18 protein-coding genes are annotated in these 14,654 nt (G+C 61.1%); 8 read left to right on the top strand and 10 right to left on the bottom strand.

Annotated features, from left to right (window positions below; all coding sequences use genetic code 11):
* Positions 1–339: 339 nt before the first annotated feature.
* The 4 genes from CV102_RS18870 to CV102_RS18855 all read right to left on the bottom strand — a co-directional run bounded on the left by CV102_RS18870 (position 340) and on the right by CV102_RS18855 (position 3,255).
* A complete protein-coding gene (locus CV102_RS18870; protein ID WP_267903134.1) occupies positions 340–672 on the bottom strand; it encodes a group I intron-associated PD-(D/E)XK endonuclease in 333 nt (110 codons plus the stop codon).
* Between the two features lie 377 nt (positions 673–1,049).
* Positions 1,050–1,487: an ester cyclase gene (locus CV102_RS18865; RefSeq protein ID WP_267903133.1), complete on the bottom strand. Its 438-nt coding sequence runs from the start codon at positions 1,485–1,487 to the stop codon at positions 1,050–1,052.
* Between the two features lie 336 nt (positions 1,488–1,823).
* The gene (gene dph2 / locus CV102_RS18860; RefSeq protein ID WP_148859583.1) at positions 1,824–2,873 is read right to left on the bottom strand and encodes a diphthamide biosynthesis enzyme Dph2; all 1,050 of its coding nucleotides are present in this window, start codon (positions 2,871–2,873) and stop codon (positions 1,824–1,826) included.
* Positions 2,874–3,015: 142 nt separating this feature from the next.
* Positions 3,016–3,255: a hypothetical protein gene (locus CV102_RS18855; RefSeq protein ID WP_148859582.1), complete on the bottom strand. Its 240-nt coding sequence runs from the start codon at positions 3,253–3,255 to the stop codon at positions 3,016–3,018.
* A gap of 333 nt (positions 3,256–3,588) precedes the next feature.
* Here CV102_RS18855 and CV102_RS18850 point away from each other — a divergent pair, with 333 nt between their 5' ends.
* Together CV102_RS18850 and CV102_RS18845 are read left to right on the top strand one after the other, a co-directional pair.
* Positions 3,589–4,500 (top strand): DUF7139 domain-containing protein, encoded by a 912-nt coding sequence (locus CV102_RS18850; protein WP_148859581.1) that lies wholly within the window; start codon positions 3,589–3,591, stop codon positions 4,498–4,500.
* Between the two features lie 95 nt (positions 4,501–4,595).
* Positions 4,596–5,627, top strand: coding sequence for a hypothetical protein (locus CV102_RS18845; RefSeq protein ID WP_148859580.1), 1,032 nt, complete (start codon positions 4,596–4,598; stop codon positions 5,625–5,627).
* A 76-nt stretch (positions 5,628–5,703) separates the two neighbouring features.
* Here the strand turns inward: CV102_RS18845 and CV102_RS18840 are convergent, their stop codons facing one another.
* Positions 5,704–5,874, bottom strand: a complete 171-nt coding sequence (locus CV102_RS18840) for a zf-TFIIB domain-containing protein (protein ID WP_148859579.1) — start codon at positions 5,872–5,874, stop codon at positions 5,704–5,706.
* 154 nt (positions 5,875–6,028) lie between these two features.
* On the opposite strand from CV102_RS18840, the gene CV102_RS18835 reads away from it, so the two are divergent.
* The 3 genes from CV102_RS18835 (at position 6,029) to CV102_RS18820 (ending at position 8,598) form a co-directional block, all read left to right on the top strand.
* Positions 6,029–6,430 carry a hypothetical protein gene (locus tag CV102_RS18835; protein ID WP_148859578.1) on the top strand — a complete coding sequence of 134 codons (402 nt, stop codon included), beginning with the start codon at positions 6,029–6,031 and terminating at the stop codon, positions 6,428–6,430.
* Positions 6,431–6,440: 10 nt separating this feature from the next.
* A complete protein-coding gene (locus CV102_RS18830; RefSeq protein ID WP_148859577.1) occupies positions 6,441–7,076 on the top strand; it encodes an METTL5 family protein in 636 nt (211 codons plus the stop codon).
* Between the two features lie 364 nt (positions 7,077–7,440).
* Positions 7,441–8,598 carry a DHH family phosphoesterase gene (locus CV102_RS18820; RefSeq protein WP_148859576.1) on the top strand — a complete coding sequence of 386 codons (1,158 nt, stop codon included), beginning with the start codon at positions 7,441–7,443 and terminating at the stop codon, positions 8,596–8,598.
* 47 nt (positions 8,599–8,645) lie between these two features.
* Here CV102_RS18820 and CV102_RS18815 read toward each other — a convergent pair whose 3' ends face one another.
* Complete coding sequence (locus tag CV102_RS18815; protein ID WP_148859575.1) at positions 8,646–10,445, bottom strand: rhomboid family intramembrane serine protease; 1,800 nt, start codon at positions 10,443–10,445, stop codon at positions 8,646–8,648.
* Between the two features lie 115 nt (positions 10,446–10,560).
* Between CV102_RS18815 and CV102_RS18810 the strand changes: the two genes are divergently transcribed.
* Positions 10,561–10,845 carry a DNA-directed RNA polymerase subunit L gene (locus CV102_RS18810; RefSeq protein ID WP_148859574.1) on the top strand — a complete coding sequence of 95 codons (285 nt, stop codon included), beginning with the start codon at positions 10,561–10,563 and terminating at the stop codon, positions 10,843–10,845.
* An 86-nt stretch (positions 10,846–10,931) separates the two neighbouring features.
* Here the strand turns inward: CV102_RS18810 and CV102_RS18805 are convergent, their stop codons facing one another.
* Positions 10,932–11,762: a hypothetical protein gene (locus CV102_RS18805; RefSeq protein ID WP_148859573.1), complete on the bottom strand. Its 831-nt coding sequence runs from the start codon at positions 11,760–11,762 to the stop codon at positions 10,932–10,934.
* Positions 11,763–11,882: 120 nt separating this feature from the next.
* On the opposite strand from CV102_RS18805, the gene CV102_RS18800 reads away from it, so the two are divergent.
* On the top strand, positions 11,883–12,320 hold the full coding sequence (locus CV102_RS18800; protein WP_148859572.1) for a TIGR03668 family PPOX class F420-dependent oxidoreductase: 438 nt from the start codon (positions 11,883–11,885) through the stop codon (positions 12,318–12,320).
* A 286-nt stretch (positions 12,321–12,606) separates the two neighbouring features.
* On the opposite strand, the gene hisF is transcribed toward CV102_RS18800, so the two are convergent.
* The gene (gene hisF, locus CV102_RS18795) at positions 12,607–13,422 is read right to left on the bottom strand and encodes an imidazole glycerol phosphate synthase subunit HisF (protein ID WP_148859571.1); all 816 of its coding nucleotides are present in this window, start codon (positions 13,420–13,422) and stop codon (positions 12,607–12,609) included.
* Between the two features lie 184 nt (positions 13,423–13,606).
* Here hisF and CV102_RS18790 point away from each other — a divergent pair, with 184 nt between their 5' ends.
* On the top strand, positions 13,607–13,801 hold the full coding sequence (locus CV102_RS18790; RefSeq protein ID WP_148859570.1) for a DUF7550 family protein: 195 nt from the start codon (positions 13,607–13,609) through the stop codon (positions 13,799–13,801).
* A gap of 3 nt (positions 13,802–13,804) precedes the next feature.
* Here CV102_RS18790 and CV102_RS18785 read toward each other — a convergent pair whose 3' ends face one another.
* Positions 13,805–14,029: a ribbon-helix-helix domain-containing protein gene (locus CV102_RS18785; protein ID WP_148859569.1), complete on the bottom strand. Its 225-nt coding sequence runs from the start codon at positions 14,027–14,029 to the stop codon at positions 13,805–13,807.
* Positions 14,030–14,199: 170 nt separating this feature from the next.
* On the bottom strand, positions 14,200–14,499 hold the full coding sequence (locus CV102_RS18780) for a hypothetical protein (RefSeq protein ID WP_148859568.1): 300 nt from the start codon (positions 14,497–14,499) through the stop codon (positions 14,200–14,202).
* Positions 14,500–14,654: the final 155 nt, after the last annotated feature.

Raw genomic sequence — 14,654 nt, 5'->3', positions numbered from 1 at the left:
TGCACCCTATCTGTGTACCCTGGTACTGAGCGATCACCAACTTCGCAAATCAAGCCGAATCTCGTGTGACATTCGCGCCCCGTATCTCGCGTGCCTCGCTTGATCTATCCGGCAACTGGTAGAATGCGTGTGTGAGATAAAGAGGATGAATCCAGCAGGATAACCTCGCCAATTTCAGCACAATTCTTCTGAACAAACCGTACCGTGGAGCGTGCGAATCTCTCGTCGGATTGATAACCCTTGGAGCCGGTCCCCAAGCTTATTCGTCAGTCAATTTCCGGAACGCACGTCCGAAGCTATAGTCGTCGATCAATTTAGCGAGATCACGGTTATATTCGTTCATATTTCTCCCGTCTCGTTCAGCACGCTAAATTCCGACCCAGTCTCCTCGATGAGGACGTAGAACACTTTGTCAGGTTCGGGAGCGTACCCAGCAAACAGGTCAATTTCATCGTCAGTGTACCCGTCTGTCGGGATGGAGTTTTTCCAATTTTCATCCGTATCTTGGCTGGCCTTCTTCACCTGAACGCGGATGGGTTCATCTTCCTTGTCTGCGATGGGGTCGTACTTGTACAGCCCATGGGTGTATGAGACCCGACAATTGTGGTCAACCAAATCCGCCGCTGTGTGAAACTCGGTGAGTTCTCCATCAACGTGTCCAGGGTTGCGAATCTTCTCTTCGGGGGAGCATCAACTATCGAAAACTCCAGTTTCGATACATATAGACAATAGCCTGATTTCGATAATACCGGACGGCTTGTTACTCTCGCTTTCTACACTGACTGATCTGAACTCTCCACGATTCATCCCTCTCTCGTGCTGCATTCGCACTGTATATCTCAAACGCTTCGCTCATCCTATCCAGTAGCTGGTAGAAAGTGCGTGCTGCATACAGAGGTCTATGCAACATCTTGCCACTGTTTATTTCACTAAAAATCGATGAATCTGCTGGTTGGTAGAGCGTTCGAAGTGATCGCGAGGTTCATATCAGACATATACTATATACATTAGTTCGTTGATATGGGTACGATAGAAGAGTTAGTGGGGTTTCAGATCTCAGCCGGGTTTACCCCAAGTTGTTGAAACCAGGAGAGCGTGTCAAATTCCTCCGTTCTCTCTACAATTTTTCCGTCTTTTAATCGGTCGATCATGACGGCTGTTCCTTCAACCTTATTTCCTGTCGGTTCAATACCCTTATACTCACCTTCGTGTGTACCGCGATACGTGAAGTGTACGACTACTACGTCATCTTCTGCTACTATTTCATGGAACTCAGCGTCGGTATCCGGGAGTGCCGATAGTCGACCTCGCATAAGATCTTTGTAGTCATCAAGTCCTTCTACTTCCGTTAGTGGATCGGAGAACGTCATATCTTCGTCCATCACGTCGTCCAAGGCGTCTAAGTTGTCACTCGAAATTAATTTAAAGGTTTTTCCACTGCGTTTTTGTTGGCTTCTCTGGTTTCGGTTCTCATTGGTTCGCGCCACCGCCGTCGTGTACTCTCGATAATGTAAGTAAAATAACTATCACCTGAAGTTTCGACACTGTCTGCCTATCATGCAGTCTCTGAAAAATCGGCCAATATCTACAAACGATCACGACAGTTGATGAATACGCGCCCTATATTCAGCACGGCTCTACCAACACCACCGATAGCTGATAGAAGAAACTGTGTTAGGTTCGCATCTGCACGTAACAATTCGGCGCTTCAGACTAACGGCCCAGACTGAATAACGAAACCGTATTGCCAACTACTGGTAGCGGAAGACCGGTCTTCGAATTCGGTGCGATCGGCGAAGACCCTCGAGAGACCGTCGAGCGGTCTACCAGGTGCCGTGGAAGGTGTCGAAGGAGAGATCCTCGAGTGGCTTGTTGCCGACGGCGATTTCGTACTCGCCGGGCGTCAGCATCGGCTTGTGGAACTGCGGGCCGTCGTCGGTCGTGATCCGCGGACAGCCGGTGTTGACGAAGGCGTCCATATCGAAGTTTCGGAGTCGATCGGGGGTCACCTCGTCCATCGTGATGAGGTAGGCGTTGTCGTTGTCGTCGATAATCTGTTCGGCCTGTTCCCAGCGACCCTGGCCGATCTTCGTACAGAAGATGACTCCCCACTTTTCGGCGTCCATCGCGCGATGGACCGCACCGTAGCGCTGCTTCATGAATTTCTCCGTGTCTGCGGGAGTGACGACGTTGTTGACCGGATCGGCGATGACGACGTGTTTGTCGGGGTGTTCCATCGCCAGCCCGAGAGGGTGGAACTTGCCGCCGCCGACGTACAGGACCTGGTCTGCGGGCACGTCTGCGCTCGCGTAGTTGCAGCCCAGAACCTGGCCCTCGTGGGTGAGTCGGTCGTCGCCGCGACGACTCTGGACCTCGTAGCCCCGCTCTTCCAGGAACTCGGTCATCTCCTCGTAGCGGTTCATGTGCTGGGCCGTGGTGACGAGGCCGACGCCCTCGGTTTCCTCGGGGTCCTCGAGCGTGTCGAGGGCCTCCTCCATGATCGGCTGCACTTCGACGTTCGAGAACAGCGGGACGTAGATCACCTTGTCCGTGTTCTTCATCGGCGAGTGGCCGAAGTGGACGAACACGTCGGTGCGTTTCATCAGATACGTGTCGAGGTCACAGGCGCCGTAACACGGCTGGCCCGAGAGCATGAACGTCACGTCGTCGTCGGCGAGTTCGCGAAGGTCGTCCGCGACCTTCGGACCACGTCGTTTCAACCCCTCGGGGAACTGCAGTCCAACCTTCGTCGCGTCGCGCTCCTCGATCGCCTCGAGGATGCGGTCAAGTTCGTAGTCCCACTCTCGATCGTGCTTGAGGCTCATCCCCACGTTCCTGAGGTCCCCTTCGCTGTACTCCGACTCCTGGCTCATTGTCCGTCGTAACGGCCACGGACGTATAACGGCGGCGCTTTTCGTGTTAGCCGGCGTTCACGCACTCCGTACCACAGCGAGCGACTCGAGCGACCGCCGAACCGATCCGTTAGCTCCGTCGTGGCGCTCCTTCGTGTGTTCATCATCGTGCCAGGTAGAAAATGACGAACGGGAGACTCCAGATCGCCAAAATCAGCAGCGCCCTCGTTCCAGTTTGCGGAACGAGGATGCTGAAGCCGAAGAGAACGATGGTGCCGACGACGAGCAAGAGGACACCCCAGAGACGTCGCAACTGGCTGGATTGACCGTCGAGTTGCGTTTCGAGTGCTTCGACTCGCTTTTCGAGCACCTCGAGTTCGTCCTCGGACGGTTCGTTGGGCACACATCTACCATCATGCGACTATTGTTAAGTATTCTGTCCAGTCTGTATTCGAAAACGGTTCGCCGAGCACTCGTTCCACTCACGAGACTGTGACCGAACGGCGAGTCGTTCGGCTACCACGCGAGTCGTTCGCGTTCGTACTGGGCGGCTGAGCCGCAGTGTGGCGGACCTGAACCATAATACAAATGAAATGTGGTGGTTCGGCACGACGTCGTATTGCTTTCTCAAGCTTCGAGGGCCTATCACGGCTGCTTTCACGGTCGATGATATTCATGAAACAAGACCTATCGGTGAGCCCAACAGTCATAGTACTGGAGTGTAAACGGGGAGTCAATGGCAGCGGAACAGTCCCCTGATGGGTACCTCTTCGACCTCTACCGTCGGTACATCGGCGAACCGGAGGGACGAACCGACGTCTACGTCGGGTTCGCTCTCTTCTTCGGCGGTATCGGGATCGCGATGACAGCGCTCGTGCTTTTCCTCTGGGGAAGCACGCACGAAGCACACACGCTAGACAGCGCGTACTACGATTTGATCCAGCCGGCGTACGCGCTGGGAATGCTCTCGCTCCCGGCGATGATGCTGGGAATCGTCGTCCTCCTGCCGTCCGAGCGCCGAATGCTGTACACCTCGATCGGTGGCGCCGTGATCACCGCGGCCGCAGTCGGCGGCTTCCTCTACGCGTATCCCACGAACTGGCACTTCGTCCGCGACGTCGACTACACGGTCGAGGTCGTCGCGACGTACGCGGTCGGTCTGTCGGGCCTCATCGCGTCGACCGGCGCGGCGCTCGTCGCACACTACCTCGACCTCGCGCGCCAGGCGGAAACTGTCGAGATCGACGACACAGACGAGGAAGACGAGTTCTCCGACGCCGACGTCCAGCGGGACATCGACGAGGCGATGGAGGACGTCGAACTCTCCTGGGGCGGCGTCGAAAAGACCGAACACAAGCGGCTGAGTTTCTCCGAGAACGATCTCGAGGGCGTCTCGATCGACGCGAGCGCCGGAACCAAGACCACCCGCTCCTCGGGTGTCGACGCACAGGTCGACGGTCTCAAGGGGCTGAAAAGAGGCGAGACGAAGAAGACGACCTCGAGTTCGACCGTGGACGACCAGACATCGAAACTGAAGGAACTTCGCGAACAGAAGCGCCAAGAGGCCGCCGCCGACGAGGGTTCGCAGTCGACCGGAGTCGTCTCGACACTGCTCGGGCGGTTCCGTACGCTGGTCGCACGGAAGTAACGACGAGCCGTCGAGAAACGTATCCTTCCCGAATGCTCAAGAAATTAAGACAGTCGGTACACTAGACTTATAACGAATCAGTTACCTTGGCCAATATGGCCAAAGGCCTAGACGTCGGAACAATGAACATCCTGTCAGCACAGCAGGATGGAAACGACACGGTGTTCGTACAGCAGCGAAACTCCTTCGTAGAGATCGAGTACTCGGATATGGCCGAACAGATGCTCTCGCGAAGCGAGGTTCTCCACATTCGCAAGGACGACAAGGTGTACGTCGTCGGCGACGACGCCCTGAACTTCGCGAACATCTTCAACAAGGAGACGCGACGACCGATGAAACACGGGATCCTCTCGAACGACGAGAAGAGCGCGATCCCGATGATGAAACTCATCATCGAACAGGTCGTCGGAGAACCTGCGTATCCGGACGAGAAGCTGTACTTCTCGTCACCGGCCGATCCGATCGATTCGGATCTCTCGACGCTGTACCACCAGAAAACGATCGAGTCGTTCCTCAACGATATGGGGTACGACTCCGAGCCGATCAACGAGGGGATGTCCGTCATCTACTCCGAACTCGCAGACAACAACTTCACCGGACTCGGCATCAGCTTCGGTGCGGGGATGACGAACGTCTGTCTGTCCTACTACGCGGTGCCCGTCATGAAGTTCTCCGTCGCTCGCGGTGGCGACTGGGTCGACGAGCAGGCCGCCCGCGCGACCGGCACGCCGGTCGACAAGGTGACCTCGATCAAGGAGAACGACTTCGAACTCGACTTTACGACGGACGTCGGCGGCGTCGAGGGCGCGCTCTCGATCTACTACGAGAACCTGCTCGACTACGTCATCGAGAACATCGTCCAGGAGGTCGACGAGGAGGACGTCGAGGAGGGACTCGACGTTCCGGTCGTCGTCACCGGCGGCACCTCGAGCCCCAGCGGCTTCGAGGACCTGTTCCGCGACCACCTCGAGGACGCGAACATCCCGTTCTCGATCAGCGGTGTCTCCCACGCGAACGAACCGCTGTACAGCGTCGCACGCGGTGGCCTCGTCGCCGCCCGGTCCGACGAGGACGTCGATCACGATCAGAGCGAGGAGGCGGAAGCCGAAGCGGCAGCGAGCGAGTAGCGGGAGTCGGTATTTCAGCTCTTTTTGTGCGGTACGCTCTACGGGTACTCTCGACTCGCGAGACGCCGCGCAGCGTCTACCCCTCGTAGAAGCGGTTGAGCGCGTCGCGCCAGGATTCCACTTCTTCGCCGACACGCTCGTGCTCCACGGGGACGTCGGCGTACCCACAGCGGGAACACGTAACCGTCGCAGCCTCTCCTAACGAGAGCTCCTCGAGCGGGCTCTGGCACCGTGGACACTGGTCCATATCTGTCCCTGTTCCGGCCCGTTCTTAACTCTATTTGAACCTACCAGACAGCGGATAGCTACTACGCCGTCAGAGCAGAACTGAGTCCGCCGGCCCAAATATTACTTTCATGCATCAACAAACTTTTTGTATGCAGGCTGTGTATGGACGTTCAATGAGCACCACCCCATCGTCCGAGTTCGAGTCGCCGATCGATCGCTGCCGACCCGCAGACGTCACTCCGGTGACTCTCGAGGCATCGGCGCTCGAATCGACGTCACCAGGATACCTTCGCGACCTCAAACAGGAACTGACCCGAAAAGAGCTGTTCCCGGCAGGGTTGACCGTCGGCGCCTGTTTCGACGAAGACTGCTCGCTCGCCACGCAGGACGAGATCGACCGGATCAGGAGCTACGTTCGCGCGGGTGCGTTCCTCGGCGTCGGCTCCGTCACGGTCGAGACCGACGACGTCGCCAACGTCGAGAAGGTTCGCCCGGCGCTCGCGGCCTGCGCGGAGCGCGCCGAACGAGAGGGTATCGAACTGGAACTCGACGGGCCCATTACGATCGAGCACTGACGCCGGCGTAATGTCCGGCCCCTCCCGGCGCACGCTCGCTCGTCGGCTCGAGTCGCTCGAGGACTTCGCCGAGCCGTCGGCGACGCTCGAACAGTATCTCACGCCGCCCGAGATCGCCGCCCACATCTGTCACCTCGCGGGCCTCCAGGGCGATCTCGAGCGGCCAATTATCGATCTCGGAACCGGAACGGGGATGCTCGGGATCGGTGCCGCGATGGCGGGAGCCGACCGTGTCGTCGGCGTCGACGTCGACCCCGGAGCGCTCGCGCTCGCGCGCCGGAACGCGACCGAAGTCGGTGCTACTGCCGCGATCGACTGGGTCCGTGGCGACGTCACGCGGCATCCGCTGTCGATCACCGATGCGACCGTGCTCTCGAATCCGCCGTTCGGTGCACAGCGCGGTAACCGCCACGCCGACCGGGAGTTTCTCGAGACGGCGCGTGAACTCGCGACCGTCTCCTACACGATCCACAACGAGGGGAGCCAGTCGTTCGTCGAATCGTTCGCCGACGACGAGGGTGGCGAGGTCACGCACGCGTTTCGTGCCGCGTTTCCGATCGCGAAGCGCTTCGACTTCCACACCGAGGCGGAGGCGACGCTCGAGGCGGAAGTGTTCCGGATCGAGTGGAGCGATAGTAGCCACTGAAACTCACTGCACACCCGAGCGCACAACGGGAGCGCGGGTCGGAGTGAGCGCGGTTCGGAACGTGCGCGGTTCGGAACGTGCGCGGTTCGGAACGAACGAAGTGAGTGAGAACCGCGGAACGCGAACGGGGAGGAACGACCCGTGAGCGAACGAAGTGAGTGAGAACCGCGGAACGCGAGCGAGAACCGCAGACAGCGCGATCGCTGTGTAGGTGGTTTCAGTCGTTACTATAGCCGGATTCGTTCTCACCGCTCGATTCGATTTTTGACAAGCGAGACGGCAAGTGCAGCGACAAGCATCTTGATCCACCGGAGAGGAGTTGAAGCGTTACAGATCGTCCCGGTCCAGGAGGTGGGAACGATACATGGCCAACGAACAGTCTCGGTCAGAGACCCCGGAGGCGGATTCGACCGAAGAGGACACAACCGGAGAGGCGTCCGTCGAGGTGGACGACGCGCCGGCCGAGGATCGCTCCGCGGGCGAACCACCGATCGAAGTATCTCGCGCCGAGCGGCTAGTCGACTTGCTGTCTGACACGGAGTCACTGGCCATCATCTGTCACGATAACCCGGATCCGGACTGTCTGGCGAGCGCGCTCGCGCTCAAGCGCGTCGCCGAGTACGCGAGCGTCTGGGACGTGACGTTCTTCTACGGCGGCGAAGTCACCCACCCACAGAATCGCGTCTTCGTGAACCTCCTCGATATCGACCTCGAGCAGTGTACGGCGGACGCCGTGGCGGAGTTCGACCGCATCGCGCTGGTGGATTGCTCGATTCCGGGACGAAACAACGGTCTCCAGCCCGAGACGAGCGTCGACATCGTGATCGATCACCATCCCGGAGACGAACCGCCGGCCACGTTCGTCGACGTGCGTGAGGAGTACAGCAGTACGACGTCGATCATCGTCGAGTACCATCGGGCGCTCGACCTCCCGCTCGACTCGGAGCTGGCGACGGCGCTCCTGTTCGCGATTCGACGGGAAACGCTCGACTTTCTCCAGAACGTCACCAAAAAGGAGTACGCAGCGGCGCTGTATCTCCATCCGTTCGTCGATCTCAGTCTCCTCAGGGAAATGAACGACCCACCACTGTCGGAAATCACTGTCGACGCCATCGCCGAGGCCATCCGTACCCGAACGGTTCAATCGGCCTACCTCGTCGCGAGCGTCGGCCGGAGTACGGAACGGGACGTGCTTCCGCAGGCCGCGGACTACCTGCTGAATCTCGAGGGCGTACAGACCGTTCTCGTGTTCGGTATCAGCGGCGATCAGATACACGTCAGCGCCCGGTCGACCGACTCGCGGGTCGACCTGGGCGCTCTCCTCGAGAAGGTGTTCGGCGACGTCGGCTCCGCCGGGGGCCACGACGACAGGGCGGCCGCACAGATTCCGCTCGGCCTCTTCGCAGATGCGTCGAAGAACGGTGACGATCTCATCGACATCGCCGCGAGAATCATCGAACGGCGCTTTTTCAGGGCGACGGGATACGAGGATGCGGACATTTCGAGAACGGAACGCGACTGACGAACTGGGTTCCGAATTCGAAAGTTGATACGATAGCCAGTCACACCTCAACTGTACGTCTCTTCGGTCGCGACGGCGACTTCCGTTCCGTTCGAGACCGCGTAGATCGTTCCGTCGTCGTGCTCGAAGGTAAGTCCGCCCACCTCGGTCGACTCGTTTTCCTCGGGGATCGGTGCCGTCGTGACGTCGTCTCCATCGGCCTCGGTGACCTCGAGAGCGAACTCGCCGTCCTCGGATGCGACCGCGACCTCACGGTCGTCGATACGAACGTCGGCTTCCGAGCCGTTCGACTCGTGGGCGAGCTGGCGCTCCCCACCGTCCTCCTGGATCCAGACCTGGTAGACCGTCTCGTTGCCGATCGGTTCCCAGCCGGTTCGCTCGACGTGGACGGCTTCCCGCCAGCCGGGTCCGCCGACGTAGACCGTCTCCTCGCCGGTGAACGCGAGTCGCTGGCTCGTCACCGCCTCGAGCCAGATCTGGCGCTGGTCGCTCGTGACGATCACGCCGCTCGACTCGAGGGTGATGGCGTCGTCGAGCGGCCCGACGGCGACCGGAGAGACGAGTTCGTTCTCGACGCTCTCGGCGTACTCGACGGTGTACCCCTCGATCTCGACGTGTGACTCCGAGGACGGGTCGCCACCCTCGACGACGAGCAGATTGGCGGGGACGGCAATTCCAGCGAGCACCGCGGTCACGACGAGAATCGTCAGGAACGCCGTTCGTCGGCGACTCGGGCCCGATCTCCGTTCGTCCGTCCGCGTCCCGCGGGCGATCTCCGTGATGCGCTCGAGTCGTGTGGCGGGGTCGGTGTGGCTGGAACGGCCGTCGACGATCTCGAGCGATCGTGTCTCGGGCGAAGATCGGTCGCTCGGGCGGGTATCAGCCGTTCGGAATCGTCGCGGAACGACCGACCGTTCGGAGCCGGCGACCGCGAGCGTGATCAGGACCGCGAGCACCGTGACGGCGACGACTCCGGGCCCCCGAAAGAGAACGAACGTGTTGTCGCCGCCGAACCAGTAGATCGCCCACAGCGACTTGGCGAAACCGAACAGGAGGATGGCGATCCAGAGGTGGAGCGGGTCGGTGCGGCTACCACGGCGCCGCAACAGGACGATTCCGAGGACGACGCCGATGAAGAACCCGAGCGCGTGTCCCTGGATGGCGATCGTCGCCCACGTGGGCGGCCCCGGCGGACTCGGCTCGGCGACGTAGACACTGACGGGATCTCGAAGCGCCCGAACGATCGTCAGAAGCGCACCCTGCACGCCGAGCGTTCCGACGAGCGTCACGATCGGGTAGTGGACGATGGCGAAGCCGGCGAACGCGAAGACGAGTCCCGAGAAGCCGATCACGGGGCCGAGCGCGAAGAGGCTGGTACCGATCCCGATGGCGAACACGACCAGCGGGAAGACGACCAGCGCTCGAACCCAGGGGTTGCTTCGCCAGGAGTCGGCCGCCTCGGCGTCGCCTTCGTCCGGGTAGTGGCCCCAGGCGTACTCGGCGATCGGTGCGACGACGGCCGCACCCAGGACGTTTCCGACGAGGTGCGTCGGCCCGACGTGGGAGAACGACGCGGTAAGCATCCCGAACGGGTAGAAGTACGACCAGGCCCGGTACGGAACGGTGACGGGATCCGCGGGGTTCGTGATCCCGTCCTGGACGAACAGATAGACGAAACAGACCGCGCCGATCACGACCAGCGACCCCCACGGGACGCCCATCACGAGTCGCGCCCGTGCGATCTCGATCCACGGCCGGTCCGGCCGGTGGAGTCGCCGGACGATCGCCACGGAACCGAGCAGCGCGACCACGACGAGTCCCGCGACCACGACCGTGATCGGATCCATGTCCTGTGGTTTGGCCGTCTCCCTATATGAGTTTCTCCACGTTCGTGATGATCGCACCCCACCGAGAGGGGTCGAAAAGGAAAGGTACAAGCGGCTGACGACCCCAGAAATGGGTATGGAACTGCGGGTCACCGAGAGCAGCGAGAACGAACTCTCGATCGAGATCGCCGGCGAGGATCACACGTTCATGAACGTCCTCAAGGGTGCCCTCCTCGAGCACGACGACGTGAGCGCGGCAACGTACGACGTGAATCCCGAACAGTCCGGTGGACAGACGGAGCCGATTCTGACGATCAAGACCGAAGACGGCGTCGATCCCCTCGAGGCCCTCGAAGGGGCCGCGGTCGACGTTCGCGAGAAGGCAAGCGACTTCCGCGACGCCTTCGAAGCAGCAGCGTAACTCGTTTCGAATCGGACCCTTCTCGTCGCGTTTCGATCCGGTTTACGAGCGTCGCGTCTCCGTTCTGGTTGCCGTGTCGGTCCGTTTCAACAGGTGACGTACGTGACGTGGACGGCGTCGTCGGTCGCGTGGACGTCGAGTCCCTCACTCGGATAGCCGGATCGAACGTCGTCGCCGAGATCCGAGGCGAGCAACGCGGCGGCGACGTCGTCGGCGAGTGTCGCCTCGTCGTCGTACTCGTCGATAGTCGATTCGGTGAGCGACAGTGACGTGCCGGCGGGGTTGACGCTACAGTCGACGCCGAACTCGTCGAGTCCGGCGGGATCAGGTTCCGCGCCGTCGTACTCCTGTGACACGAGCGCCCGGTTTTGGTACTCCGCGAACGCCGCGAGGTCGTCGTCGTACTGCGTCTCACTGTCCGTTCGCTCGGCCTCGAGTCGCTCGTGGACCAGCAGTTCGGTCTCCTCGAGATCGAGTCCGGCAGCCGTCGATCCCTCGCCGGGGGCGTCCGGCGGGGAGGGGTGGCCGATTCCCGGCAGGATCGAGGCAGGGATGATCCCCGTCACGAACAGGAGGGCGACGACGCCGATGATGGCGAACGCCGGAAGATAGGGTTTTGCGACCTCGAGCCAGCCGGGGACGTCGAGCTCGCGACCGACGTCGTCGTAGGTCTGCTCGATCTTCTCGAGGTCGTGTTCGCCGCAGCGAGCACAGGGCGGATTGTTTTTGACGTGATTCCGGCCGCAGTTCTGGCACCGCCAGACGTAGGTCGTGCCGGTATCGACGGTCTTCGTCCGTGCTGGCCCCTCTTCGCCCTGTCGAACGACCGCCTCCTCGAACGTGTTGTGTCCGCACTCGTCACAGGGAGGATCGTCTTCCGCGTGTGGTTTGCCACACCAGGTGCACCGCCACTTCACTGGTAGAAGAGCACGACTACGGAGCTATAAGCGTACTGGATACCGCGCTCCTTGGCCCGTCGCGCGAGGGCCGCTCCGATCCGGGACCAGCGTTTTCCCGCTCGTCGGCGTCGTCTCCGTATGACGCCGGCAGAGCGGGCGTTCCTCGAGCGGGCTCGAGTCGGGTCGCTGGCGACGGTCGACGCACGGAATCGGCCACACCCCGTTCCGATCTGTTACGCGCTCGTCGACGGGGCGCACGAGGTCCGACTCGTCTCGGCGATCGACGAGAAGCCGAAATCGACGCGGGAACTCCGGCGAGTTCGAAATATTCGGTCGAATCCGTGGGTCTCGGTGCTCGTCGACCGCTACAGCGAGGACTGGTCTCGTCTCGCGTGGGTGCAGGTCCGCGGACGGGCCGACGTGGTTCACCCGGACGAGAGCGGCCACGAAGCGGCCGTTCGAGCGCTCCGGTCGACCTACGAACAGTACGACGATCACGACCTCCAGGAGCGACCGGTCGTCTCGATCCGCATCGACGAGACGCGATCGTGGGGCGCCCTCGAGGAGTGGACGTGATCGGCCCACGATGCAACGGTGGACGGGCGACCCACCGAGACAGTTCCCGAAAGCCGCTTCAGAATCGGATCGGCACGTCACGCTCGTCTAGGTACTCCGTTAGCATCTCTCCGTCAGCATTTCTCCGTTGGCACCTCGTTGTACTCCGGTTCGCTTCAGTTCACCCTCGCGCAAGAATCTGCACCAAAAAGCCGCTCACTCGCGCTGCTCGCTCACGGATGCGTCGCCTCCGTTCGCTGTTCGCGGTTCTCGGCCCTCGGCCTCCGAACCGCGCATCGCTCACGGCTCAGAACCGGACCGGCACGTCGTGTTCGTCCAGATACTCCTTGCACTCCTGGATCGAGTGCTCGTCGAAGTGGAAGATCGACGCCGCGAGGCCGGCGTCGGCGTTGGCCTCGGTGAACACCTCGTACAGGTCCTCGGGGCCGCCACAGCCCGACGAGGCGATGACCGGCGTGTCGACGGCATCGCAGACGGCCTTCGTCAGCGGAACGTCGTAGCCGTCCTTGGTACCGTCCTTGTCGATCGAGTTGACGAACAGTTCGCCCGCACCGCGGGTTTCGGCCTCCCGGGCCCACTCGAGGACGTCGATCCCGGTCCCTTCGCGACCGCCCTTCTTGGTGCACTCGAACCAGCAGGACTCGCCGTCGACCTCGACGTAGTGTTCGCCCTCCTCGTCGAATCGCCGTCTGGCGTCGACGCTGATGACGATACACTGGCTGCCGAACGCACGCGCCCCCTCGGTGATGAGTTCGGGTCGCTCGAGCGCGCCGGTCGTGATCGAGACCTTGTCGGCCCCCGCCCGGAGCGTCTCCTTGATGTCGTCGGTGGTCCGAATGCCGCCACCCACGGTGAGCGGGATGAAGACCTCGTCAGCGACGTCGCGGACGACGTCGAGCATGGTCTCGCGTCCCTCCGCCGAGGCGGTGATGTCGAGGAAGACGAACTCGTCGGCGCCCGCCTCGTTGTACGCCCGGGCCATCTCGACCGGATCGCCGGTGTATTTTAGATCCTCGAAGTGAACGCCGGTGTAGACCGCCGGGTTCCCGTCTTCGTCGAGATCGACGTCGATACACGGGATGACTCGCTTGGTCAGGGCCATTTGTTAGCCGGACGTTGGAACCCGGGGTAGTAAAGCCGTCTGGATCGAACAGTCGGTGACATACCTCCGGCGGGAGCAGCCTCCGTTCCGGGACACGTCCGCTCGAACTGAACCCCGGTTCGAGCCAGGGGCTGTCCGTCTCGCTGTAGGTGAATTTAAGATCCCGAGTCGGCAACACGCAGGTATGGCAGACGACACCGACACCGACCCTGCGGTTGATCACGACTCGGCCGCCGACGTCGGCCACGATCTCGAGGCCGACCGAACGACCGCGCCGATGGACGATTACACGACGCGCGACGTCGGCGTCGGCGTTGCAGTTGCGCTCGTCGGCATCCTGATCGCGTTCGGGATCCCGTTGCTCGCACTCGGGCTGTAGAAGTTAGAAGACGTACTCGTCGTCGTGGCCCATCATTCCGTCGTCTTCGAGTCCGCTACCCATTCCTTCGTCGTCCTCGTCCATCGGTCCACTGGTCTTGTACGCTTTGATGCCCGTCGAGAGGAGGTCTTCGATCGCTTCCTCGCGGTTGACGAACTCGCCACGCTCGACCATCTGCGCAATCTGCATCTCGAGGTGTTCGGGGATGGTGATCTCTACTTTCGGCATCTGATTCGGCTTTCGGCGAGGGGGTATTTAGCTCTGACGGGCAATCTGCGTCGATGGGAAAGAAAAAATTTCTCGCGCGAAACTATTGTTCCCCTGTCGTGATGGCAGGGTTGATTGCCGGGAATTACTGGCCGAACCGCGTCGGCGAGGGACCGAAATGGGGAACGAGGCTACTTGTTGCCCATCATGGAGTCGATCGCGTTCTTGAGCGTCGTGCCCGGCTGCGTGATCGAATCGAGCTGTTTGCGCATCTTCCGCTGATTGAAGTAGCTCGCGAACGCGAGGATCGTCGGCGGCCAGAGTCCCACGAATATCCCTCGCTGGCGGTCGCCGCGGATGAAGAAGTAGTACCACGACAGTCCAACCGAGGCGGCGGATGCGATCGCCGCGGGTCCGATAGCCTGTTCGCCGACCTCCTCTGCTTTCTCTCCTGACATTTCGCGGTCTGCCATCTGCTGTTTACTAGCCATACAGGGAGCACAGTCGGCGAGACACTACTAATGGCTGACGAGGGTTTCGCGAGGTACCCCCGAGTTGTGACGCCGGTTCGACTATTTCGGCCTGTTTCGATAACCGCCCCGTCCGGCTAATTCGACGTTTCCCTCGGGAGATCGTCTCACGATCG

Origin of the sequence: Natronococcus pandeyae (assembly GCF_008122205.1) — an archaeon.
Lineage (GTDB): Archaea > Halobacteriota > Halobacteria > Halobacteriales > Natrialbaceae > Natronococcus > Natronococcus pandeyae.
This window is presented reverse-complemented; position numbering and strand designations above follow the sequence as displayed.

Bases quoted from the DNA above. Each gene is read 5' to 3' on its own strand.
- dph2 (WP_148859583.1), bottom strand. From the start codon at position 2,873: ATGAGCCAGGAGTCGGAGTACAGCGAAGGGGACCTCAGGAACGTGGGG.
- CV102_RS18850 (WP_148859581.1), top strand. From the start codon at position 3,589: ATGGCAGCGGAACAGTCCCCTGATGGGTACCTCTTCGACCTCTACCGT.
- CV102_RS18845 (WP_148859580.1), top strand. From the start codon at position 4,596: ATGGCCAAAGGCCTAGACGTCGGAACAATGAACATCCTGTCAGCACAG.
- CV102_RS18840 (WP_148859579.1), bottom strand. From the start codon at position 5,874: ATGGACCAGTGTCCACGGTGCCAGAGCCCGCTCGAGGAGCTCTCGTTA.
- CV102_RS18835 (WP_148859578.1), top strand. From the start codon at position 6,029: ATGAGCACCACCCCATCGTCCGAGTTCGAGTCGCCGATCGATCGCTGC.
- CV102_RS18830 (WP_148859577.1), top strand. From the start codon at position 6,441: ATGTCCGGCCCCTCCCGGCGCACGCTCGCTCGTCGGCTCGAGTCGCTC.
- CV102_RS18820 (WP_148859576.1), top strand. From the start codon at position 7,441: ATGGCCAACGAACAGTCTCGGTCAGAGACCCCGGAGGCGGATTCGACC.
- CV102_RS18815 (WP_148859575.1), bottom strand. From the start codon at position 10,445: ATGGATCCGATCACGGTCGTGGTCGCGGGACTCGTCGTGGTCGCGCTG.
- CV102_RS18810 (WP_148859574.1), top strand. From the start codon at position 10,561: ATGGAACTGCGGGTCACCGAGAGCAGCGAGAACGAACTCTCGATCGAG.
- CV102_RS18800 (WP_148859572.1), top strand. From the start codon at position 11,883: ATGACGCCGGCAGAGCGGGCGTTCCTCGAGCGGGCTCGAGTCGGGTCG.
- hisF (WP_148859571.1), bottom strand. From the start codon at position 13,422: ATGGCCCTGACCAAGCGAGTCATCCCGTGTATCGACGTCGATCTCGAC.
- CV102_RS18790 (WP_148859570.1), top strand. From the start codon at position 13,607: ATGGCAGACGACACCGACACCGACCCTGCGGTTGATCACGACTCGGCC.
- CV102_RS18785 (WP_148859569.1), bottom strand. From the start codon at position 14,029: ATGCCGAAAGTAGAGATCACCATCCCCGAACACCTCGAGATGCAGATT.
- CV102_RS18780 (WP_148859568.1), bottom strand. From the start codon at position 14,499: ATGGCTAGTAAACAGCAGATGGCAGACCGCGAAATGTCAGGAGAGAAA.